This window comes from Agrobacterium sp. LAD9 (genome assembly GCF_003031125.1).
GTDB classification, from domain to species: domain Bacteria; phylum Pseudomonadota; class Alphaproteobacteria; order Rhizobiales; family Rhizobiaceae; genus Agrobacterium; species Agrobacterium radiobacter.
This window is the reverse complement of sequence record NZ_PHGS01000012.1, coordinates 13477-35457: the sequence shown is the minus strand read 5'-3', so window position 1 is coordinate 35457 and position 21981 is coordinate 13477. Positions and strand designations below refer to the sequence as shown.

General features: G+C 57.3%; 22 protein-coding genes. 14 read left to right on the top strand and 8 right to left on the bottom strand.

The features are described 5' to 3' along the window. Positions 1 to 43 precede the first annotated feature (43 nt). The 6 genes from DA915_RS13515 (at position 44) to DA915_RS13490 (ending at position 4583) form a co-directional block, all read left to right on the top strand. On the top strand, positions 44 to 730 hold the full coding sequence (locus tag DA915_RS13515) for a hypothetical protein (protein ID WP_153064546.1): 687 nt from the start codon (positions 44 to 46) through the stop codon (positions 728 to 730). Then, the gene (locus DA915_RS13510) at positions 727 to 1341 is read left to right on the top strand and encodes a GIY-YIG nuclease family protein (RefSeq protein WP_153064545.1); all 615 of its coding nucleotides are present in this window, start codon (positions 727 to 729) and stop codon (positions 1339 to 1341) included. The genes DA915_RS13515 and DA915_RS13510 overlap by 4 nt, the downstream gene beginning before the upstream one ends. 1 nt (position 1342) lies before the next feature. Further along, positions 1343 to 1834: a hypothetical protein gene (locus DA915_RS13505; RefSeq protein ID WP_107676122.1), complete on the top strand. Its 492-nt coding sequence runs from the start codon at positions 1343 to 1345 to the stop codon at positions 1832 to 1834. A 429-nt stretch (positions 1835 to 2263) separates the two neighbouring features. Further along, positions 2264 to 2932 carry a transcriptional regulator gene (locus DA915_RS13500; protein ID WP_107676121.1) on the top strand — a complete coding sequence of 223 codons (669 nt, stop codon included), beginning with the start codon at positions 2264 to 2266 and terminating at the stop codon, positions 2930 to 2932. A gap of 130 nt (positions 2933 to 3062) precedes the next feature. Further along, a complete protein-coding gene (locus DA915_RS13495; RefSeq protein ID WP_107676120.1) occupies positions 3063 to 3620 on the top strand; it encodes a hypothetical protein in 558 nt (185 codons plus the stop codon). A 384-nt stretch (positions 3621 to 4004) separates the two neighbouring features. Further along, a complete protein-coding gene (locus DA915_RS13490; protein WP_107676119.1) occupies positions 4005 to 4583 on the top strand; it encodes a hypothetical protein in 579 nt (192 codons plus the stop codon). Between the two features lie 157 nt (positions 4584 to 4740). Here DA915_RS13490 and DA915_RS13485 read toward each other — a convergent pair whose 3' ends face one another. The 6 genes from DA915_RS13485 to gcvA all read right to left on the bottom strand — a co-directional run bounded on the left by DA915_RS13485 (position 4741) and on the right by gcvA (position 11776). Continuing rightward, positions 4741 to 5133, bottom strand: coding sequence for a hypothetical protein (locus tag DA915_RS13485; protein WP_107676159.1), 393 nt, complete (start codon positions 5131 to 5133; stop codon positions 4741 to 4743). Between the two features lie 79 nt (positions 5134 to 5212). After that, positions 5213 to 6496 (bottom strand): DUF4238 domain-containing protein, encoded by a 1284-nt coding sequence (locus DA915_RS13480; protein ID WP_107676118.1) that lies wholly within the window; start codon positions 6494 to 6496, stop codon positions 5213 to 5215. Further along, on the bottom strand, positions 6497 to 7228 hold the full coding sequence (locus DA915_RS13475; RefSeq protein ID WP_107676117.1) for a hypothetical protein: 732 nt from the start codon (positions 7226 to 7228) through the stop codon (positions 6497 to 6499). It abuts the gene before it with no gap. Between the two features lie 3 nt (positions 7229 to 7231). Next, complete coding sequence (locus DA915_RS13470; protein ID WP_107676116.1) at positions 7232 to 10108, bottom strand: class I SAM-dependent DNA methyltransferase; 2877 nt, start codon at positions 10106 to 10108, stop codon at positions 7232 to 7234. A gap of 64 nt (positions 10109 to 10172) precedes the next feature. After that, positions 10173 to 10364: a hypothetical protein gene (locus DA915_RS13465; RefSeq protein ID WP_107676115.1), complete on the bottom strand. Its 192-nt coding sequence runs from the start codon at positions 10362 to 10364 to the stop codon at positions 10173 to 10175. 476 nt (positions 10365 to 10840) lie between these two features. Continuing rightward, positions 10841 to 11776, bottom strand: coding sequence for a transcriptional regulator GcvA (gcvA, locus tag DA915_RS13460; protein ID WP_107676114.1), 936 nt, complete (start codon positions 11774 to 11776; stop codon positions 10841 to 10843). Between the two features lie 162 nt (positions 11777 to 11938). Between gcvA and DA915_RS13455 the strand changes: the two genes are divergently transcribed. The 7 genes from DA915_RS13455 to DA915_RS13425 all read left to right on the top strand — a co-directional run bounded on the left by DA915_RS13455 (position 11939) and on the right by DA915_RS13425 (position 18783). Continuing rightward, positions 11939 to 12655 (top strand): cysteine hydrolase family protein, encoded by a 717-nt coding sequence (locus DA915_RS13455; RefSeq protein ID WP_107676113.1) that lies wholly within the window; start codon positions 11939 to 11941, stop codon positions 12653 to 12655. Beyond that, positions 12648 to 13316, top strand: a complete 669-nt coding sequence (locus DA915_RS13450) for a hypothetical protein (RefSeq protein ID WP_107676112.1) — start codon at positions 12648 to 12650, stop codon at positions 13314 to 13316. Before DA915_RS13455 ends, DA915_RS13450 begins: the two co-directional genes overlap by 8 nt. 122 nt (positions 13317 to 13438) lie before the next feature. Beyond that, on the top strand, positions 13439 to 14299 hold the full coding sequence (locus DA915_RS13445) for a DMT family transporter (protein ID WP_107676111.1): 861 nt from the start codon (positions 13439 to 13441) through the stop codon (positions 14297 to 14299). A 190-nt stretch (positions 14300 to 14489) separates the two neighbouring features. After that, complete coding sequence (locus DA915_RS13440) at positions 14490 to 15395, top strand: class I SAM-dependent methyltransferase (RefSeq protein ID WP_107676110.1); 906 nt, start codon at positions 14490 to 14492, stop codon at positions 15393 to 15395. 9 nt (positions 15396 to 15404) lie between these two features. After that, complete coding sequence (locus DA915_RS13435; protein WP_107676109.1) at positions 15405 to 16175, top strand: hypothetical protein; 771 nt, start codon at positions 15405 to 15407, stop codon at positions 16173 to 16175. Further along, positions 16172 to 16912: a hypothetical protein gene (locus DA915_RS13430; protein WP_153064544.1), complete on the top strand. Its 741-nt coding sequence runs from the start codon at positions 16172 to 16174 to the stop codon at positions 16910 to 16912. Before DA915_RS13435 ends, DA915_RS13430 begins: the two co-directional genes overlap by 4 nt. A 167-nt stretch (positions 16913 to 17079) precedes the next feature. Then, positions 17080 to 18783 (top strand): phospholipase D-like domain-containing protein, encoded by a 1704-nt coding sequence (locus DA915_RS13425; RefSeq protein WP_192886486.1) that lies wholly within the window; start codon positions 17080 to 17082, stop codon positions 18781 to 18783. 471 nt (positions 18784 to 19254) lie between these two features. Here DA915_RS13425 and DA915_RS13420 read toward each other — a convergent pair whose 3' ends face one another. After that, positions 19255 to 19599, bottom strand: a complete 345-nt coding sequence (locus tag DA915_RS13420; RefSeq protein ID WP_107676106.1) for a hypothetical protein — start codon at positions 19597 to 19599, stop codon at positions 19255 to 19257. A gap of 178 nt (positions 19600 to 19777) precedes the next feature. Next, complete coding sequence (locus DA915_RS13415; protein WP_107676105.1) at positions 19778 to 20257, bottom strand: Lrp/AsnC family transcriptional regulator; 480 nt, start codon at positions 20255 to 20257, stop codon at positions 19778 to 19780. An 85-nt stretch (positions 20258 to 20342) separates the two neighbouring features. Here DA915_RS13415 and DA915_RS13410 point away from each other — a divergent pair, with 85 nt between their 5' ends. Continuing rightward, complete coding sequence (locus tag DA915_RS13410; RefSeq protein ID WP_244600710.1) at positions 20343 to 21434, top strand: DMT family transporter; 1092 nt, start codon at positions 20343 to 20345, stop codon at positions 21432 to 21434. Positions 21435 to 21981 lie beyond the last annotated feature (547 nt).

Genomic DNA, 21981 nt, shown 5'->3' with positions numbered 1-21981 from the left:
TAAGCTGCCTCAAATTCCACTCGAAAGCGATAAAGACTGAGCGTTGTCTACACGTCCTGATCTGCCGAAAAGACTTGCCGCTCGCGTCCGCAGTGCTCAGGACAAGGTGTTGAGTGCGAGGGGGTGGATTGAATCCCTTGAATTCAACACGGTCCAGGATCAAGCGCGGTGGGAAGAGTTCGCTCGAGACCCTGAGGCCTTCGCCCGCAAGTTTTACCCGGGCCAGGGCGTCGACAGCTATCCAGTTCGGACCAATACCGGCCGTATCCGTGAGAAGCTCGACGATCTGTCGCGGAAGAGGGAGCGGAACCGGCTCGAGCTGGAAGAGGCGGAAGCCAATCTGCGGGCGGTCGAAGCGGAAGTCCTCAGCGAAGTCGAGCGGATGCGGCCCAGCGACGGACGGGTGCCTTGGCCGAAGCTGTTGGAAGCCCATGAAGCCTTCATGAAGCGGGTGATGGCCGAGGCCTATCAGGAACGTGCCGAGGCACCAGCGCGACGTAGAGCCGAACTCGCCGAGATCGATTGCCATTATAATGAAGAGATCGCCGCGCTCGAGGTCGAGCGCCAGGCCGAACTCGAGGAAATGCGTGAGGACATGAAATCCTGGACGGAAGCGGAGCGTGTTGAGTTCCGCCGGGTCATGGGCGCGATCGCCCAGGGACTTCGCGACAAGACGCTTTCGCCTGGCGACATTGGTGACTTCATAAAGCGCGAGACGAGACGATCATGAGAGCGATGTCCGAAGTGGTCGCTGGTCTGGACACCACAGCCGACAAAATCCGTGCCCTGCTGCTTGAGGGGCACCTCCGCGCCGACGTCGCCCGGTTCCTTGATATCCGTTATCAGCACGTCAGGAAAGTGGCCGTCGACGCGGGCATCGAGCAGGGCCTGCAGCGCGGCATCGTCGTCGTGCCGGCAGCTCAGCCGGTTCCGGAGGTCCGTGAGGAAACGGCGATCGAGGTACTCGTCGACGCCGGCTTCACGCTGCTCGGTACTTGGCTGGTGGCCGAGGCCGGTATTGGACTGTCCGCGCCAGCGCCGAAGGATCCAGGCGTCTATGTCTTCGTCATCGACGGCGTGATCAAGTACGTGGGTCTGACGAAAATGGGCTTCCACCGGCGCATGTATAGCTACTCGAAGCCAGGCAGCACGCAGCGGACCAGCAAGCGCATCAATGGCATTATCGCTAAGCACGCTGCGGCAGGAACGATCGTAGAGATCTACATTGCTGTGCCGCCTGCCCTTGAGTGGAACGGCCTGCCGATTAACACGGCAGCCGGCTTAGAGGCTGGGCTGATCGAGATGATCCAGCCGGAGTGGAACAAGATGGGTGTCTCCTGACATGCTGGAATTCGACCTGCCGCCGGCGATCGCCGACCTCGTCGCTGCACGAAACAAGCTGCGCGATCATTACCGGTCGGTCGGCCTCAAGTTCACTCTGGACGGTAATCTGGTCGGAGATCTGGGCGAAGCCATCGCCGTCGAGCTTTTCGGGCTGCGTCTAGTCGACGCCAGGTCAACCGCGGGAATCGATGGCTACGCTCCGGACGGCAGGACCGTCCAGGTGAAAGCAACCGGAACCGGGTCGGGGCCGGCATTCCGTCAGACCGAGACCAAGGCTCATCATCTCCTGTTTTTCGACCTCGACTTCGAGAATGCACGGGGCACCGTCGTTTTCAACGGCCCGGAGTATGTCGCGACGGCATCGCTGCCGGCGGTGTTTCCGAACCAGCGGTCGTTGACCAGGGGACAGATTAGGATGGCTGACGGTCGGGTTGCTGATACAGACCGCCTTCCGCGCATCGACGGGATGACGAACGGGGCGAAGCGGTGAAGGAAAACCGAGAGATCACTGTGAGCGAGGATGATGCCAAGGCCTACGGCAAACTCCACCCTGCATACCACGACCTTAGCCACTGTGTCAGCTATACCCTTTTCATATTGAAGGGGGGCTGGAAGGCGAAACCCTGGAGCCGAGGTTCAGCCTCCAGAAGAGCCGGCGCTTGCGTGACTTCGCCGACCAGTCGTCCCACCGTATCAGCCAGCATATGATCTTGGGTGGTCAGTTCCGGGGATTGATATCTGGCCCACGCTCGATCGCCTCGGGCGAACCTTAGGCACAACCAGGGGCAATTTGGCTCGTGTACGGGAGCCGGGTATCGCTAGGGGCTGGACCGCCAGCGCGGTAGTTGTTATTTGCACGGCTAGTTGCGATGCCGAAAACGTCGCCGGAACATCACCGCAGACACCAAGGCCTCTCAAAGTGAAAAAAGTCCAGCGCAGCTTTGCCGTCGAATACAGATCTGGTCGGCGAAAACTCAATTCCAATCCGAACTCGATCTGGGGAGACACGGATCTCAAGTCCGTGGCGCAGGATCTGCAGGACGAGGCAATGCCATTTCTGTCGGTGGGCGCTCAGGATAGCAAATCCGGCAGCGAGATGTCTTTACCTGGAGATGAGCAGGCGGGGGCGTTGTTGACACTGCCGATTGAGCAGGAGACAACTGCATCGGCTTTACAGGAGACCAAGATGGCTGACGAAAACCAGACGATGACTGATGCTGACACGCCGGCCGTAGCGGCGCCTGACGTACCGAAGAAGGAGCGCAAGCCTCGCGCCAAAAAGGCGGCCGCTGAAACGGCCTCAGCCGCAGTTTCGGCGCAACCGGCAGCGGCTTCGAATGCCGCAGCGGTCAAGCCGAAGAGAGGACGCAAGGCAAAGTCCGACGAAGGTGCGACAAGCGCCAAACGTGCGCCAGTCAAACGTGCCCCAAAGGCCGTGCAGGCAGCGACCGCTCCGTCGGTGGCGGCGGTTGACGAGTTTGCGGATCTTCTGCAGCTGGAAGAGGAAAACCAAAGACTACGCAAGCTGCTGGCCGAGAAGCTGCGTGCTGAAAATGCCGATCTGCGAAAGCGGCTCAACCTCGGTTGATCGACAGCCGCCGGTCAAGCGCTGGCCGCATTACCATGCTTATCGAGACGAACATCTTGGCGGCGGCCGGTCCTGCCGCCAACGCTTTTGATCGCAGCCTGCATGCGGGTTAAATACGAGGTCGAATAAAATGGCGTCTCCATGGAAACTTCTTGCTCGGCTGGTGTCACCACGACGTCAGCAGCGGCAAGAACACGGCCCGACCAATGACGTGAAGCCGGACGTATTGGCCATCGCCAAACCGACTGAAGCGGCTGCCGACAACGGCCTTTACGCCGATCTCAAGGTTGACGAAAAGCCAGCCCGTCATGATCAATCGGAGGCGGTGTCAGCGGACACGGATCATTCCGAAGAATCGGCAAGCGGTGATCAGCGCACGGCAGATATCGAAGGCGCCAGGCCCGTGGAGGCGGCTGATCCCGCCTTATTCGATGACGCCGGTACGGCCGCACACGACGCACCGAAACCCTCCCAGGCTGGCGAAGGTGCAACGCGAAAGCGTAGTACGCGGGGCAGGACAGCGGAAACGATTGAAGCCGTTCCGCTACCTGCTCCAGCCGATTCCGCCGTTTCTAACGATGCGATCCGCCTTGATGAAGAGATCAGGCTGCTGCGGGACCAACTGGCGCGCAAGCTTCAGCTGCAAAATGCACAACTGAAGAGGATGCTGGAGCGATTCGAAAGCTGAACGTGATCTCTCCCAATTCGGCCAATGTGCCTTTGCTCGGCAGGGGTATGATCCGAGTTGCTGGCGCGTTACGCAAGGTCTGTGCATGCGACTGAGGAGCTTGCCGGGATGTTTGTTGCCTGTGCTGGCATAACGCGGGTCGCGCAAGAGCAGCGGAATCAGATACGGATAAGCCTATCTGGTTCTGGAAGGCCACGTAGAGCCCGGCAATTCCGCTAGCATCGCATGCTGCCGGCGGTGCGGGTTCGCGATTCTGCCGGAACGGGATGCAGAAGGCTTCGTTCAAGCGATCTATCGCAGGTCGTTCAATTCCAGGAATTGTAAGACAAAACGAATTTCTTGCTGCACTGTCGCGTATAGAACCTCGAGCGAAAAGGGACGCGGATGAAAAAAAAGCCAGCACTGAGGATTGCTATACTGGGTTGGGGCTCGCTCATCTGGGACCAACGTCCCGAGTTTGATATGCACCATAATGGATGGCTACGGGGCGGTCCGGTGTTGAAGCTGGAGTTTTCTCGCATCTCAGAAAGCCGAAAGGGCGCCCTCACGCTTGTGATCGACAACACCCATGGAGAGCCGTGTGAAACTAGTTACTCTGTCAGCACCCGAAAAGACGCGGATGACGCCATAGCCGATTTGCGCTGCCGGGAAGGCACGATCATGCGGCGGATGGGCTTCTATTTTGCTGACGGCAGTCGGGCCTGCGATCCAGAAGTTCCAGATGCAATCGGTCCCTGGGCCGCCCAGAATGGATTCGACGTGGTGGTCTGGACAGGTCTACCTAACAATTTCAAAGCCGAGACAGGGACGGACTTTTCAATCCCGGACGCCATTGCTCACCTGCAATCGTTGTCGTCCGAGGGCAAGAGCATGGCGGCGACATATGTTTGGCGCGCGCCAGATTTTGTGAAGACAAACCTGCGGAAGGCACTCCAAAAGGAACCTTGGTTCGCTGGCGGCTGAGACCACATGCTTTGCAACAACCTCCCGGCGCCAGGGACCCACGTTTGGGGGATTGATGTCTAACTAAGGCGAAAATTATGCCTTCCGTTTCGGTGTTGAGGTCGTCTAAAACCCGTTGGAAGAACCTTGCGACGGGCGAGTACCGAGCGAACTCCAGTTAAGCTTCGCCTTCAACGACCATTGATGTGGGAAAGCCGCCGTGAGGTTTCGCGATGAAAGCCAGTCGTGCTCTGCGAAGGGGCCACACCTTGTCTCGCCACCAATAAAACTCCAGATGGGATCTCCCCTCCGCGCGAATTTCAGACTCGATCTCGCGGCTCTCGCGTGTGCCCGGAACAGCAAGAAAAGTTCCTGTCACGATACAGCGGGTGCTGCCCCTCACGGTGGTCTCGGTGTCGAAAACCGCGTCGCTGACGCAAACCCCCAGGAAATCCCTGCTGCGCTTGCCCCCAGGTGTCTCAAGAATGAGATCCCCGGATTTTCGATCGAAGTAGATTTTCACCCGGCTGCCGATCTCAGGTGGCTGACGAGAGACATGGGGAATATCCATTTTTTGAATTCCTCTGTGAACATCCAGAAACGTTGGGATCGCGGGTTTCCAGTTGGTTTGCTCGACTCCACTGAAGCATCTATCTCTTTCGTTCGGCATCAATATGAGCGGTTAGAGCTCTCAGGCTTGGATCGCGATGGACGACACGAAACCAACCGCCCTTTGGCCCACCAATACGCTCGATCATCGCTTCACCCATGGAGCGCCGGAAGTGACCATCTGTAAAAAGTTCGACCCGCAGCATCCCCGGATCAGCCGCGACCATGGCAAGCAACTCGCCTTGGCTAGTCCGCGCCGTTAGCCCTTCACCAGCGTCATCAATTTCTTCGATGGCGAGCATGCAATGATCCGCTACACCAAAAACGACAAGGTGGGTGCCGGTTGGCATGTCGGATCGCGGTGGCGGGGCATGCCCCAACTTGCCAAGTTGGACGTGGCTTTCAACCTTTTTGAAATCAGGATGGTCGCGAACAATCTCGCGTGCGAATTCAAAATCGTCCTTGGCCGCGTAGAGAAAACGAGCGGATCGAGCGATCTGGTGAAAATTCACGGTTCGGACCGCGTCGTCGTCAACCGCGATAGGCTCGCCTGACCTGAGGCCATCGCGGTAACGAAGCATGCGCATCTTGCGCTCGTCGTCAATGTCAGCTCTTTCCGCGAGTTCATAGCGGTGAACGATAGTCGGACAATGCAGCGTGATCGCAAGCTGTGGGGCGATCGGCAATGTCACCAGGATCCCCTGCGACGTCAGTCCAAGGCCACCGTAGGGGAAGGCGTTTGTAACAGAGACCGGATGATCGGAAATGAGGAACCGATGGTCGCCTGCCGCCATATACAGCGCCGGGACCAGCCGCCCCAGCGCGACGACATGCTGGCCGCGATCCAGAAACGCCTTGACGGCACCAAGTCTAAGGACCGCGTCAGATGGCATCGCCATGTCCGGATCCTGATCCGGATCGTAGCCTACCTGTCGTATCACCTCGCGCATTCCTTCGGCTATACGCTTGGGTGTGGTTCGACTGAAATGGGTTCGCAAAAGCTGTGTGGCAAAGAGATCGATGAGCGCCAGGTGGTCGACGGGCGTTAGCCATGCCAGAGAGAGGCGTGTAACGATTTCGCCAATAAGGCGGGCCGAATTGGTATCGACCTCCTGAAACAGATCTTCGAAGTTCCACTTAGCGTCACCGAGGCTGACCGTGTTAAAATCGTTCTCAGAACCCGCATTGAGGATGGAGGCCCGGAACGAATGGCCCGCGTCCTTCGCAAAGACGAAGATATAGTTTTGTTCGTCGTCAGCCGCGAAATGGCGGAGTTGGGCCTGCGGTACGAAATGGTGCTTTTTGGAGGGGCGGTTCGGCGTCATTCACACACCCAGATCAGCCATGTCGATCCAGAGGTGATGGAGTTGTATCTCCGGAAGACCACCTTGTCGCTGATGGGTAGACTCCAGCAACGCCATTCCCGCAGCCGAATTGCGCTTCGTGAAGCGAAGCCCGTCGTCACGGGTCCAGCCATCAACAGGTGCTGCCACCAGATCCTGAAGCCATTCGCCGAGCTTGCTTTCCCAGAAGTCGATGTCGCGAGACTGAATATACCCGATCATCGCACCGATCGAGTGCGAAGCGCCGTGATGGCCGGCCTTGAAGCGCTGGACACCTCCGGTTGAAGAAAGTGCGCTGTAGAGATACTCCCGCTCATCGCGAGATACGCTGGTGGGTGTAGGCAGGCGCTTGCATTCTATAGGGATCAAAGGCGAATACTGCGTGTATTCGCGACCTTCGATCCAGATTGTCGCTGCGCTGGGGGCCGCAACCAGATCGACTTTACGACCGCCGGCGATCTCGTCCGGCTCCTCCACACGGAACTGAAGGAAATCCCATCCTCCGGATTTTCTGGTCGCGCTGTTCATATGCGCACAAAGGCGTGATGTCAGCGATGTCTCGGCGGTCTCCGATGGACGTTTTGGATCATCCCGCCATTTCGGCAACTCGTCTGCGATGAAGTCCAGGAGAGCGAGGCGCCAGGCGGCGGGAAGATGGAGGTTCTGGTCGAGACCGCCTGTTTGGATTTTGGGTTCGTCTTGATCCGCCAGCAAAACTTAAAACCCCTGCGCACGAAGATCGGCGAGCACATCATCGGCATCGCGCAGCGCGGTCGAGCGGAGCCAAAAGCGCAGTCGATCGGGTTTGAGCAGAAACACGAAGTTGCGGTCATAAATCCGGGCGATCCGGGTAACGGTGAGACTTGAACCGCGCTGTTCACGAAGGAGGCTATCAAGCCTGCCCCGCAATTCACCTGCGTCGCTCCAGTCGACCTTGCCGTCTCCGAATGCGAACGGCTGGCAGATGATCCCGGGCCACCGCTGCCTACCAAGCGCCACCAACGGCTTGTTTGGATAGACAGTGTTTATCTGTGAGGTGAAGCTCTCGGCGAACGCGGACAGCCCCTGGCCGCCATCGAGCTTCATAACGTCGGAATCGCTCCCCTTGCGGACGAAATCGCGTCCATAGCGCACGACGTCCTCGATCAGTATCTGTTCGTTGGCACTCAGGTCGAGAGCACCGTCCTCCGGGTAGGGAAGGGCCATAATGTCGGCGCTTGCTATCGAGGTTGCTCGTTGTGTGAAGAGCCGAATACTCGTGCCGGCCACATAAGCTTGAAGGGCAGGGGTATTGGCCGCGATCCACGCGTGCACCTGGCGCAAAAGCTCCAGGTCCGTCTTTGGCGCAGCAAAACCAACGATTTCGTGCTTATAGGTGAGATAGCTATCCTCCCACATCGCGTTGTAAAGATCTTGGTGTTCCTTCACGAGCAGCATCGGAGGACGAAAGCGTGCCTCTGATTTGGGATCCTTGATCGGTGCAGCCGGCACCTCAGACAGTGCTGATGCATCGAGGCCTTTTGCGGAAAGGGCCTTCGTTGGGAGCAGACGCTGCCCGATGATGTGATCTGCTGGCCTGGAAATGCCTTTCTGTCCAGCAATGTATCCTTCTCCGCTATTCCAGCCTCGCTCGGTCGCATATGTGCCTAGGGTTCTGTATTTGCGCAGCCGCTGGAGGAAGGTGAGAAGTCGTTCGCCGCCGAGAAGGTTTGCCCGCCAAATATCACTGTTGCCCGAAAGGGCCGCGCGGGGCACGCGGTGAAGATCATAATAATCGATCTCAAAACCCTGCTCCGCATTTGCTCGGCCGTTTCGCCGAAAGACGGCGTGAAGGAGCTTCAACGTTGGGTTTGCCGGCTCTGACGACGCTACAATGATAACGACCTTGGGATCTGCCTCGCCCTTCTTGAAAAGGCCGCGGACAGAGACGAAATCAAGAATCTCCCTGACATTCCAGCTCTTGAAAAAGTTCTCGCGAAAATCACCAGCGTGCTGATTGTAGAGAAAGCCGGAGGGTTGAACCATGCTGAGGATGCCCCCTGGAGCGATCATCCCCATCGCTTCGTGTAAGAAGAGATAGGCGACTTGCTGATCGGCCAGCTTTCCATGTTGCTTCACATATGACGCGTAGGCGCGCTTGGATGCCGGAGTGGTTAAGGCGGATTCGAACGGGGGATTTCCAACCAGCACACCAATTGGAGCCTTTATAAGCGCGTCCTCCTTCGCTTCAAAAAAGCACCGCTTATGAAGAGAGCTGTCGGCGAGTTTTGGAAAAAGCCTTACGCTCGCGCGGATCTCTTCGGGTTCGAGTGCGTCGCAAAGAGCCAGGCATAGGCTGAAGGCGGCGAGTTCGACCGCGCCAGCCTCAATGTCAATTCCGTGAACGCGGTCCAGAAGGGTACGAAGTTCGTCAACGCCTGGCTTTTTCCAGCCGTTCCGGCTGCGCCAATGAAGAACCAACCGCTTGTAGGCCTCCACCAGGAAAACGCCCGAACCGCAGGCCGGATCAAGTACGACCTCGCCGTTTGCCATCAGGCGGTCAATACGGTCCCAGCTCATGGCCTCGTCGAGCATGAGGCGCACCAATGGTGGTGGCGTATAGACTGAACTGTCGGCATCGGTCACGAACAGTTGGTAGATGTGGCTGATCAACTCCACCGGTAGGTCTTTGAACGAATAGAGGCGCCAGAAGCTGAGTTGGCCGCCGGCATCCTCATGTCCTTCAACAAGAGCGGCAAACCGTTCCAACTGCTTGCTTGCCTTCAGAGAGGCAGCCTCGTCCGCCTTAAGGGCAAAAACGTGCCCGTTGAACCGCTCCTCTAGCGCCTTCAGCATTTCGACGAGCGCGGCCCCGTTCCGCAAAACTTCGAAAAACCGGCTCGCGCCCGGAGCGAAGCGTTCAAAGAAATCGGCTCCCAAGACCCCTCGTTCTTCAAGGTAAGCTATGAGCAGTGACAGGATTAGCAGCCTGCGCCGCAAGCCTGCCGTCAGCAGACGCTTGCTTGTGAGCTCGTCGTTCAGATCGCGGACAACCTCGACCAACTTTCGGTGAGCGGCCTTTTGTGCGGAAAGCATAAGGCGGCAAGCATCGGGGTCATCCCAGAGCGTACCGTTACGAATGCGTTCGGCGTCCCACCATGCTTCCGTCGTGGCGATACGGGATGCTATGTCGAGAAACCGGAATGGCTTGCAAATCTGCTCACCGGACGGAGAGATGAAATCCGGATCGTGAACGCAACGAAACAACTGAATCTGGCCGGGTGTCCGCCGATAAAGCAACGGGACGCCGCCCCAGCTCCAAAGGCGCTTGTGCAAATCCGCAAATTCGTCGTCGTCAGTTCCGTCTTTCGAAACGAAAATGAACGCTTGCGGAAGCGGCGCGCGTCCATTGTAGCCGGCTTCGAAGAAAACAGAGTGAGCCTTGTAGGAGCGCGCCTTCTCCATGGTCGCGACCTCCTCGGGCGGACGACCGGTCGGATCATAGCCATCGGCAAGAATCAGCCCGTCAATCCCGTGGGCAACGTTTTCGTCATCGAGCCGAGCGAACCAATGGTTTGGGTCTGGAGCTGCAGCGCTGAAGAGGTCAAGGGTCATAACAACGTCTCGGCTGCGCTGCGCGCTCTGGTCTCTGCGCCATGCTTGGACATGTAGGGATACGTCACTGGCCGCGCCGTTTCTTCGAAAGAGCAAACCCTTCCTTCAGAAGCTCGACCATGGTGATGCCTTGGCTCACGGCGTAGCCTTTGAACTCCTTCTTGAATTCCGGGGTGACCTTGAAGTTGAGCGAACCGCCCTTGTCGCTGTCTTCGATGAAGCTCTTCTTCTTCGCGCGAGCGGCAGTCTCAGCCATGACAATTAACCTGCATCGGTCATCGACCGGAATTGGATTCTGATTCGCGGAATCATAACGAAATCCGCCTTTCTTGCAATACCGAAACCCAGAAATCGGGCTAACCAGAAATCTGCCTCGCCCACTCTGCGCCAACTGTTCACTGTTCGCCGGATGTTGCTTTCTTAAGCCGCTGAAACTCACTTTATGCAAAGAAGTCTGCGGCGTAGCGAGGCTGGCTGCCGTCGGGCCGTTTACCAGGAGCAATCTGGGACTCTTCGCAGGCTTGGGAGCCGCAAAAACCACCCCCAGTCTAAACCGGGACGCACCTTGGCTTCTTGCTTAAAGCCTTGTTGCCACGCCTTATGGAGCGGAACCTTTAGTGCTGGTGCTCGAACTTGGCTATGATCCTGTCCAGCCGTTCCAAGTGTGAACGGGAAGGCAGAGCCCTCCGTGTTCGGCTCGTTCCGGTATCGCAAGAGTGTTCGCTGATTGCCTTATGCAAAGGCACTTGCAGAAATTCCCGTGACTCCCGTCAATGACGCGACGCGCTCAGACAATAGCCACTCGCGAAAGACGCGAACTTTTTCTTCATCTTCAGACGTCGTCGCGGTGACGAGAAAGTACGCGCCGTCACCGCAAAGGAACCCAGCACAAGGCGCGACGAGGAGACCAGCAGCAATTGCGTCGGCCACCAAGGGGCGACTGACGATCGCTACCCCGTCTCCGTTGATTGCCGCCTGAATTGCAAGGTAGGTGTGGTCGAAGTAAAGCGCTCTTTTTGGCTCGGCAGACTGCGCCAGGTCTTGATTTGCGAACCAGTCGGCCCACCCTGGCTTCGATCGATCATGGATAAGGGTTTGCTCTTCAAGCCTGAAACCGTCCAGTCCCCTTTTGAGCAGCGCTGGACTGCACACCGGCAGTCGCTTATCGTCAAACAAAACAACGGAGTTCGTGCCGGGCCAATGACCGGCACCGTAACGAATGGCAAAATCGAAATCTTCTTTCCGCAGATCGACGAAACGGCCGTCGGTGGACACTCTGACGTCTAGCCACTCGTACCTCTCGCGGAATCGCGCCAACCGAGGCACGAGCCAATTTGTCGCGAATGAATGCATGGTCGAAACCGCCAGCGTGGCTCGGGCGGTTCCTCCGGTCAACCGCCGTGTTGCGATGGAAACCCTTTCGAAGGCGCCTGTCACATCGTAGAAATAGAGAGTGCCGGCTTCCGTCAATCTCAGCGGACGTGCATCGCGCACAAACAGTTGGGTATTCAGCCATCCCTCAAGTGACCGGATCTGGTGGCTGATGGCGGATGTCGTAACATTCAATTCCTGGGCTGCGGACGTGAAATTCCGGTATCTCGCCGCAGCCTCGAAAGCCCGCAATGCGCTTAGAGATGGGAGAATGCGCTTCGCAACGACCTCTGCCATGTTGAATCCGATTCAAGATATGGTTGAGACTTATTTTCTTTGCACGGATCGGCTTCCGAATGAAGATGCGATCGTTGGAAATCGGCCGAGAAATTATCGAGTAGGTTCCGATAACTTAAAGTAGCATCCTCATGTAACATATTCTTATCATAGGCTGTCCTGATGAAAGCTCACGTCTACGGAAAGCCGAGGATTATCGGGCCGGAATTCGCCGATTACTTTGCCCCGGATCGCACCGCCGTCATTTCGATTGACATGCATCGCAGCCATCTCGATCCGTCCGGCGAATGTCCGTCTCCTGCACCGAGAGCACTTGAAATCATCGAACCAATTGATCGCTTCCATTCGGATGCGCGGGCCTTGAATATCCCGGTTATCCACGTCCGCACGACCTTGCGGAAAAACGGCATCGATGACGTCAACGGGATCAGCGCTGCCTGGCGCCGGACATGGCCGTTCTACGCCGGCGTCACCGAGCGAAGCATTGATCATGCCGTAGAGGGATCGGAATGGGTTGAGTTCGTTACCTCTGTCGATCCAAGTGATCTGGTGGTGAGCACGAAGAAGCGACTTTCGATTTTCTATCCGACAGATCTCGATTTCCTCTTGCGCAACCTCCGCCGTGAGATCGTCGTCCTCAATGGCGGGTTCACCGATTGCTGTGTGTTGAACGCGGCTTTCGATGCGAGCAATCATAACTACCGGGTGCTGGTTCTGAACGACCTGGTCAGAGGCACCAATGACGAGTTGGAGAATGCCGCCCTCGCCATCATCTCTCTCAATCTCGGCCTTGTCGTCGATTCCGCGGACCTTCTGGAAAAATGGCGCGACGACAAAATTGATACACGGCGCGATACATTGGGGGGCGAACATGCGTGACAATCAACAATTTCCAGCAGAGGCGAGCTGCCGGTACGAGGCAAGAGGTGTCAGACCAGCCTCTGGAGAGGAATACCGTGGCCTCGTCACCTTCTCCAGGGATGGCGAGGCTTGGCGCATCAATTGGGACCTTCGAACGGCCGCTGGAGAAACGCAGGCATTCCATGGCGTGGGTTTTGCCGTCGGTTCGAGTTTTTTCGCGGCTCGATCCGCGTTCGACGCCGATCCGGATGGCGAGAACTATCCGGGCATGGTCGTCTATGACAGCGGCCAGTTCGGCCGGTTGCCGGCCAGGTGGTATCATCCGACGTTGAAGGGTCGCCTTGGCGCCGGTTTGTCGGTTGATGGTCCGCGAGACGGGATTGCCGGCCTGTATCGGGCTGAATACCGGTCCGACGTCAAGGAGTTCGATCCCCTTACGAAAGAAATCGTCGCCAGGAATATGCATTTTGAATTCGACTGGCGAACATCTGCCGCGACCATCTATATCGGCGCTGGGGACATCATAGGTGAGCATTTGGCGGCCGCCTGGTGTTCGCCGCGAAGCAGCCTGGACATGCTTCGATACCCTCTCGTCCCAGCCGAGGACGGTGAAGCGGCGGGTACCTGGTTGAGCTTTGGCCACCCGGGGCATGGCATCGAGCAGCTCAAGAGAACATGAATTGTCCTCCCAGTGACCCGTGTGCTCTATCCAAGCCTTTCCACGTCGCATCGCAAACAATCCGCACCGGCCAGTTCGCCGGCACTCTGGCCATCAAGATTGCGGCGCTCGGATAGAACCCAATGAAGAACTGGTATCTCGCCTATCCGACGCTGGCCATATTGATCTGGACCGGCAGCCCCATCGCAGCCAAGCTTTCGGTGAACGTCGTTGAACCGGCCCAGATCGCCTTTTTGCGGTGGCTGATCGCCTTTGTGATCCTCAGTCCGCTCGTGCTGCCGTCATTTATCGCGGCTCGCAAAGATGTTTTTCCGCATTGGCTGACGCTGCTTGTTCTGTCTTTCCTTGGCATGGTGACCTACCAGTCGCTTGCCTATTTCGCCGCGCCCTATACCTCCGCGACAAATATCGGCCTGCTGAACGCCAGCATTCCTATTTTTTCGATTATGATCGAGGCGATCGCCTTTCGAAAGAGACAGTCTCCAAAGGTAATTCTTGGCTGCATCATTGCCTTCATTGGTGTCGTTGTCCTTGTCTCCCAAGGTGAGATGACCAGCCTGTTTCGAAACCATGTCAATTTCGGTGATTTCCTAATCCTGGTGTCGTGCCTCTCCTATGCCCTGTACAGTGTCCTCGTCGGCAGGATCGCGCCAGGCATTTCGCGCTGGCATTCACTTTACGCCCAGATTGGCTTTGCCGTTGTTTTGCTGCTGCCTGGCTTTCTGCTGTCGGGACCGGTGGCGATAAGCCCGAACGGTGCCTTGATCATTCTGTATGTTGGCATTCCCGCTTCGATATTCGCGCCATTTTTCTGGATGCAGGGCGTTCGATACCTCGGCTCCGCGCGAACGAGCGCTTTCCTGAATGTCGTTCCGATCACGACGTTGGTCGCCGCATCGCTGCTGCTCGGCGAGCCATTGGCGCCTTTCCAGATTGTCGGCGGTTTCCTCGCTCTTGCAGGGGTCCTTCTCTCCCAGGCGTAATTCCCAGCCCGAGATTTCGTCCGCAAAATTCGGATAAACCGCCATCATGGCAAGCATGAAATCAGCTCAACATCATGTTGAGAAATGCAACCAAGACTTCCAAGGCGATTTCAATATGCTTCTCCCAATTGCAGGCGTTCAAGCTTGATCGTTCATTAAGTTATTGACGAGATCGGGAAGGAAGAAAGCGATGGCTCTCCGTAACCGCGAATATGCCTATGCAGCCGAAAACAGCGAGAAAGCCGATTTTGACGATGTCTACGACCGGGATTTGCCGATCGCGTATTACGAGCGCATGCGCGAGGCTTCCTACGGAATACCCGGTGAAGCAGCCCCGTTTTTTCTATCGTTGCTGGATGAACGCAGCCGCCTGAAACTCGATGGGCAGACACGCCGAATTGTCGATATCGGCTGCTCCTACGGTGTGCTCGCCGCGCTGCTGAAATATCGGCTGTCGCTTGAAGAACTATACGATTTCTACCGCGCCGACCGCCACCCGGATCTTTCCCGGGAGCAATCGCTTGTCGCGGACCACGCGTTCTTTCAGAAGCAATCACGTCGAGACGGTATAGAGGTCATCGGGCTCGATCGAGCTTCACGAGCCGTCGAGTATGGGCTTCGAGCCGGCCTGCTGGACCATGGCATCAACCGCGACTACGAGGTGCTGGACAGTTCAACCGCAGTTCCGTCGATCGGTTCAATCGATCTCATCATATCGACCGGTTGCGTTGGGTATGTCGGCCAAAAGACCTTTCTGCATTTGCTGCAGTCGATGAGAACACCGCTCCCATGGATTGCCTGTTTCGTTCTTCGGATGTTCGACTACACGCCGATCTCCGACATGCTTTCCCGCTTTGGCTACCGAACCGACCATGTCCAGGCTGTCAGCTTGCGACAGCGTCGATTTATATCCGCGGAGGAGAAAATACACACGATCGACCGAGTGCGCCGCCGCGGGTGGGCGACTGCCGATCGTGAAGAGACGGGGTTTTTGTTCGCCGACCTGTTTGTCTCGGTTCCGGCGCGGCAACCTCGTGACATCGATTTCGCCTCGATTTTTCCAATTCATCCGCAGGCTTTTGAGCACGCCATTTAGGGGACACAGATGACCGGCCGCGACGATATCCTTGTGAAACTGGACCGTGACGAGATCATTGGTTCGCCGAGCTATACCCAGATCTCAAACCTTGGCGTCGTGCAGCTCAAGCACGGCTACGATCAGGGCCTCCTTGATCTCATTCTTGAAAAGGCCCTCGAGCTGAAAGAACAATATGCGGCGAAACGGCAGCTTAACCTGAGATACATCCGTTCGGCGCATGTGTTGATTCCTGAGATAAACGAGATCGCTCGTTCCCCGCTCCGGCTCGAACGGCTCAGCAGGCTGGCACAGACAAAAATCGAACCATATCCACTGTCAGTCATAGCCAGCATCATTACTTTCTCGGGGACCGAAAGCTCTCCGGATGGAGCGATCCGATGGCACGCCGACGGCGTACCTGCCACGGAGCTCGTTCCGCTGGCAATGGAAGATCTCGAAGGCGGCGAACTCCAGCTCTACAAAGGGGCCGCCGAAGTCGGCCTCGCGCTCCAGGAGCAGGGACAAATCATTCCAGTAGGCAGCGTGAGCAGCGTGACCCATCGGCTCGGTTATAGCGTCTTCGGGCAGCTCATGCGGCTGATGCACCGTGTCGGCCCGATCACAAGAGGCTCGCGCGTGACGCTGAATATGAACCTGCGGTCGGCCGAGCGTCCCTATGTCGACGACAACAGCATGTGCTATTTGGCGGCCGACAATCCTGACTTCTCCTGGGCTGACGCCTACATTACAGATGTGCGTGAACGGCAACTTCCCGCTTATATGGAACATCAGTCGTGATTAGCTTGACGGAAGTGCGCGGCGATATTGTAAGGCTACCTGCGAACGCCGCGGACTTCGAAAAAACTCCGGCTCGCATGGGCTTTGTCGTTCTGGCCACCGATCGGGGGATCGAAACAGAACTCCCCCGCTATTTCCCGGATGGTTTCTCTTTCCATGTGTCCCGGGTCTCGCCTTATTTTGAACTGTCTGAAGCTGAGGCGCTTGCAGCCATTCGAAGCGCCGCATCGCTTCTTCTTCCAGGCGCGCATCTCAGCGCCATCGGATACGGATGTTCTTCAGGAGGTTTCCTTCTGAACGAAGCGTCGATCGTGGAGGCGTTGACCGCGGGACGCCCAGAGACCCCTGCTGTCACGGTAAAGCGAGCTATCATCGATGCGCTTCAAACAGCGCGCATCGAGACCATCTCATTGCTGACGCCGTATGATCACGCCTTGACTGAGACTGTTGTCAGAGGTTTCGCGGAGGCCGGAATCTCGATCGCCAAGGCGGGCTTTCTCGACCTTGCTTCGGATGACGAGATCGCCGGCCTGTCGCCCGAGAGAATAGCTCAATGCGCGATCTCGTTGGATAGTTCGAGAAGCGAAGCGACGGTCATTCTTTGCAACGCGCTTCAGGCAGCAGGCGCGATTGGCAAAATTGCGGAGACAACGGCAAAGCCAGTGTTCTCCAGCACGGGAACCCTCGTCGCCAAGTGCATCAACCTGATCTCCTGCCAACATCCTCATCACCGCTAATTGCTGCAAACCTCCGCGATATAGGCACTCGCAGTTGACAGGCGTTGCGAGTGCCGTTGGCCAGCTTGGCGTCATCACCGTGTCAAAGGGTGCGGTGATATTGTTGGAGATACTTATGCGGGCGAGCAGAATAGCATGATGTAAGGTCAATGGTTGGGGGAACGGCGATGTCCAAAGTCATCCTGAAGGTATTTTCCAATGCCGACGACGTTCATCTCGTCTGGACGCACCAGGACGACATTCCGGGCTGTTTGGGGTTCGCCATCGAATGCCGACGAGGCGATGCGGAACCTAAATATCTTTCGAACCGCGTCGGGTTTGAGAACGACACGGAGCTCGACGCCAACGGGCAGCGATATACGGTGCGATCCTCGCAGCTCTGGCCGTTTCAGCGCTACGATTGGACTGATCACGCGGCGGATCTTGGCGATGTGATCGCCTATCGGGTGGTGGCGCGGGTTGTCGGCGACGACGGAAAATTGACCGACGGACCATCGAGCGCCTGGTCTCACACACTCACCTTGAAGGCCGACTGCGGCGATGGCGTCAGCGTCCATTTCAACCGCGGTTACGTGTTGTCGCAGTTCATGGCGCGATACATGAAAGAGCACGGCATTACGCTTCAGGAATTGAAGGAAAAGGCCGTCGTCATCAGCAAGGACGTCGACCGGAAAGCCCGCAACTTCCTCGGCGGCACGCTTCGTGAAACCGTCCTTGCGATGATGGCCGAGGTGGTGCGCAAGCCGAATTTGGAACTTCATGCGGCGCTCTACGAGCTTAGCGATGAGGAACTTCTCGACGGCCTGGCGGCGATCGGCGAGCGAGCGCATATCGTTCTGGCGAATGGCAGCGTCGATAAACGTGGCGAGGATGAGAACGCGGACGCGCGTAAGCGTCTCATGGAGGCAGGGTGCGTGATCCACGACCGCTTCCTGGCTCCATCGGGTCTGGCGCATAACAAGTTCGTTGTCATAGGGGAGCGCGCCGGATCGAACTTCCGGCCGAAGAAGGTTTGGACGGGCAGCTTCAACTGGACCCCGACCGGGCTTTGCACCCAACTCAACAACGGCATTCTCATCGAGAACGACGAACTAGCCGGACATTTCGAGGCGCAGTTCGAGCTGCTCGAACGGGCGGGCAATGGCGGCACGGCCGAACTGCTTGCCTCGAACAATAGCCCCAGGCGAGGAATCGAGTTGGGCGACGCCACCGTCGATAGCTGGTTTTCTAAGGTCAGCCAGGAGATCGATATCAAGGAACTGATTGAACTTGTCGAAGGCGCCCAACAGGGCATCTTTTTCATCATGTTCCAACCGGGCAATGAGCCGGTAAAGACACTCCTGAAGATGCAGAAGGAGAAAAACCTTTACGTCCGCGGTGTGGCCACTCGATTCACCAGCACCGGGCTTGAGGACTTCAAGCTGCTCAAGCAGGACCCGGAGGGGTTCTTCCTCGACGCGGTTCAGACCACCGGCGTGGGTATGACTGTCGGCGAATGGGCAGTCGAAGGCACCGCGAGCGATTTCAGGAACAGCGTCGGCCACGCGATCACGCATTCGAAAGTCCTGGTAATCGACCCGTTCGGCGACGATCCCATTGTCGTTACGGGCTCCCACAACTTCTCGAAGTCAGCGAGCAAGGACAACGACGAGAATTTCATTGTCATCCGCGGGCACAGGGAGATCGGGATGCACTATGCGATCAACTCGATGCAAACCTACAGCCACTATCGTTGGCGGGCCTATCTGGAGGAAGCCGAGCGCGAGGACCGTGATCCGTTCCAGTATCTCTCACGAAAGCCCTCCTGGCAGCGCCGTCGCACGAGTGGCGAGACTAAACGCATGCTGGCGTTCTGGTTGGGGGATGCTTGAGCTGAGACCGGCGGGCGCCACGACGGGGATTATCTAGGAAAAGGCAAAGGGTGGATCACGGCTCAGTGCGACGGAATCCGCCCGGTCCGGTCCGTTAACGGCAGATGTTCGACGTGTCTATGAGGTTGATCGGGGGAGTGATAGATCGACGGGTACGCGCGGCGCCATCCTGCGGAGGGGCAGGCGCTGCGACAAGGGGTCAGCATGGTCGATCCCTCTTGTGCTCACAGGACGTGGCTCAGCAGCAAGGGTGCCCGATGCTGAGATACGCTCCAAGTATCTGGAACGTCTGTGAAAATTCAAAGGGCGCCGCCGGTCGTGACCCGTCTCTGCGGAGAATTCCGCTGGAAATTAAAGTGTTGCGGATCGCCAGTGCGGGGGCAACTTTCAAATCCCTTTTACAGTAGAGACAGTTCTGACGACGGAGATCGTCGCAGAGGTTTAGGACCCCTCCGAGTTCAAAGGAACCCTTTAAGTCTCGACATGTGTGTCGTCATTTTCAGCCGTTTTTGTCTTTTTCCTCTTTGCCTTCACGATCGAAGGAGCTGGTGTTTTCACGTCATCATCGTCGTCTTGATCTTCCCCAGGCCGAACCTCGTCCATTCGGTGCTTTATCGCCAAGGCATAAATCACATCCAGGACGTTGCGATCTGTCACATGCGGATCCGTCAGCGCCAGAAGTGAAGCACGGACGATCTTTTTACCGGATGTCTTGGGGCAGCGCTTCTGCACGAAATCATAGAGGTCACTGCCGGAATGACCATCCGTCGCACCATCCACAAGCGCCTCGTAAATCTTCTTTCGCTTCTCACCCATTCTGAATACCTCCAATAGCGTTGCCGCATCATCTGTCGTGAAAGTGTCATAATCAATTTGTGAAATCTGAACAAAGCATAGATCTGCAAAACGGCACGTCCTGCTGCGGCCAGAACGAACGTACATAGTGGCGCGGACGTGCGGTTTTCCATAGTGCTTAGTCGCGGATGCTTTTTTGCTACAGGGGCGGCAAGCGCCGCTTGACGGAAGTTCCCTTGATAACGGCTGTGCTGGTGACGGCGTGCTCTGAGAGGGCTTCAAGAACATCGTCCATTTGCTCGATCGTATGGACGACGAGGCGGGCAAGGAACGGATCGTCGCCGGTGATCTTGTCACACTCGATGAATTCCGGCCGCTCCTGAATGAGCCGTTCGACCAGGTGCAGCTTACCGGGCAGCGGCCGGATCCTCACCATCGCCCTGATCTGATAGCCGATGGCGCGCGTGTCCACGTCGATGGTAAAGCCTCGAATGACGCCGGCGGCCTCCAGCCGGCGAAACCGTTCCGATACGCTCGGCGCAGACATGCCCACGAGGCGGGCAAGCTCGCTCATCGACAGGCGGGCATCGGAATCGAGCGCGGCAAGAATGCGGGCGTCGGTCGCGTCCAGGGTCGATTTTCCGGTTTGAAGGTTCTGAGGTGCTTTTGCCTTCGACATGGCAAGTAATCTATGCGAACGGCTCTCGCCATTCCATATAAATCGACCGGACCGCATTGCATGATGACCCCAATAGGAGAAAATCATGCTGCTTGGGATCATCGCCGGACTGACCACGTGTGCGTTATGGGGGCTGACCTTCGTCGCTCCACGCGCCATCACACCGTTCACAGCATGGGATTTGACCATTGCCCGCTATGGTGTCTTCGGCTTGACCTGCATTATGCTGATGGCCGATCGACGGTTCCGGCCTGTCGGCATTGCCTCCTCACGGCCCCTGATCGGATTGCTGCTCGGCGGGGCGGGGTATGTTGGATACTTCGTTAGCGCCGCGTTTGCCGTCCAGCTTGCAGGGGCCGCAATCCCGCCCGTCATCATCGGCACCATGCCGGTGTTTTTGGCGATCATCGCCAATTTCCGGGACCGTTCAGCGCCATGGCAGACACTTGCCATACCTTTGGTGTTGATTGCGATCGGCGTGGCGATCGTCAACGTCGCGGCGATCAGCGCGGCAGACATTGCGGACACGGCGTCGATTTTGCTCGGCGTTCTTGCCAGTTCGGCAGCGCTGGCGATCTGGATTGCCTACGGGCTGGCGAATGCGGCGGTGATGCGGGCGGGCGATGCGCCGGATGGTCTGCAATGGACCGGGGTGCAAGGTATCGGTGCGGCGATCGGAAGCCTGCTCCTGCTGCCGCTGGCGTCTTTCGATCTGGCGGATACGGCATCTGCTTCGGAAACGTTCCGCTTTGTCGTATGGGCACTGGTGATGGGGCTGGCCGGCTCGTGGTTCGCGACGTGGTGTTGGGTGGTTGCGTCTCGTCGCTTGCCGCTGGCACTCTCCGCCCAACTCATCGTTGCCGAAACGATCTTCGGCCTCGGCTACGGCTTTATGTTCGAGGTGCGGTTTCCATCTCCCGCCGAGGCGATCGGAGCGACTTTGCAATTCGCCGGCGTCTGTTCCGCCATCGCAGTTTTCGGTAACCCTCGATCACCTCATGCCGTGCTACATCCGTCGCGTGATTGTTCTCGATACTGGTGGGATATTCCCGCAGACCCCACGTCAGAGACCCTGGCGCCGGGTGACGAAGAACGGGTTCGTAGTGAATTTCCGATCCCCCCTGCCGCTCGTCGCCACCGACTGCATCCGAACAATCCGTCGCCTTCGATCTCGTAGATTTCGCCGGTCACACTGTGCCTGTCTGAGCTGCCCCACAGCGGTAGACTTCCATTATTCCCCCGAAATCCGCCAGCTATGCGGTACTTTAGTTCCTCCCGGGAGCGGTCAACCGTGAACTCAACGGATCTTGTGGGACAACGTCAAAAGCACCGCAAAACCTACGGAGCCAATAATCGCTGCCATCGCGCAAGTTGCCATCCATCCGACAACTAAGGCGGGGTTTGTTGATAGTTGATCGGACCATCGTGTGAACCCCCATCCCCCCACTAGCGTCATTGCATTCAGGACTGCCAGAAGAACCAGCCATTGGCTTTTTGTTGGCACGCTTTGCTCCTTATGCTGAATATCCATCGGTTCGAGAAAAAGTGTCGTTTGGCACTTAAACGCAAGAATGCGGCTGTTTCGAATTCGTTTGGCAGATAATTTGAGATTCCTGACGAAGGGCATCTCAAATAAGTGCAACTACGAAGACGTTCGCGGGTGGCTTGCGCGGTCCGCGATGTCGTTGAAAATGCTGAAGCGGGAGTCTTACGATTAACTGGGA

Coding starts and splice junctions, on each gene's coding strand:
- DA915_RS13510 (WP_153064545.1), top strand. CDS start 727: ATGAGAGCGATGTCCGAAGTGGTCGCTGGTCTGGACACCACAGCCGAC.
- DA915_RS13505 (WP_107676122.1), top strand. CDS start 1,343: ATGCTGGAATTCGACCTGCCGCCGGCGATCGCCGACCTCGTCGCTGCA.
- DA915_RS13495 (WP_107676120.1), top strand. CDS start 3,063: ATGGCGTCTCCATGGAAACTTCTTGCTCGGCTGGTGTCACCACGACGT.
- DA915_RS13490 (WP_107676119.1), top strand. CDS start 4,005: ATGAAAAAAAAGCCAGCACTGAGGATTGCTATACTGGGTTGGGGCTCG.
- DA915_RS13485 (WP_107676159.1), bottom strand. CDS start 5,133: ATGGATATTCCCCATGTCTCTCGTCAGCCACCTGAGATCGGCAGCCGG.
- DA915_RS13480 (WP_107676118.1), bottom strand. CDS start 6,496: ATGACGCCGAACCGCCCCTCCAAAAAGCACCATTTCGTACCGCAGGCC.
- DA915_RS13470 (WP_107676116.1), bottom strand. CDS start 10,108: ATGACCCTTGACCTCTTCAGCGCTGCAGCTCCAGACCCAAACCATTGG.
- DA915_RS13465 (WP_107676115.1), bottom strand. CDS start 10,364: ATGGCTGAGACTGCCGCTCGCGCGAAGAAGAAGAGCTTCATCGAAGAC.
- gcvA (WP_107676114.1), bottom strand. CDS start 11,776: ATGGCAGAGGTCGTTGCGAAGCGCATTCTCCCATCTCTAAGCGCATTG.
- DA915_RS13455 (WP_107676113.1), top strand. CDS start 11,939: ATGAAAGCTCACGTCTACGGAAAGCCGAGGATTATCGGGCCGGAATTC.
- DA915_RS13450 (WP_107676112.1), top strand. CDS start 12,648: ATGCGTGACAATCAACAATTTCCAGCAGAGGCGAGCTGCCGGTACGAG.
- DA915_RS13445 (WP_107676111.1), top strand. CDS start 13,439: ATGAAGAACTGGTATCTCGCCTATCCGACGCTGGCCATATTGATCTGG.
- DA915_RS13440 (WP_107676110.1), top strand. CDS start 14,490: ATGGCTCTCCGTAACCGCGAATATGCCTATGCAGCCGAAAACAGCGAG.
- DA915_RS13435 (WP_107676109.1), top strand. CDS start 15,405: ATGACCGGCCGCGACGATATCCTTGTGAAACTGGACCGTGACGAGATC.
- DA915_RS13425 (WP_192886486.1), top strand. CDS start 17,080: ATGTCCAAAGTCATCCTGAAGGTATTTTCCAATGCCGACGACGTTCAT.
- DA915_RS13420 (WP_107676106.1), bottom strand. CDS start 19,599: ATGGGTGAGAAGCGAAAGAAGATTTACGAGGCGCTTGTGGATGGTGCG.
- DA915_RS13415 (WP_107676105.1), bottom strand. CDS start 20,257: ATGTCGAAGGCAAAAGCACCTCAGAACCTTCAAACCGGAAAATCGACC.
- DA915_RS13410 (WP_244600710.1), top strand. CDS start 20,343: ATGCTGCTTGGGATCATCGCCGGACTGACCACGTGTGCGTTATGGGGG.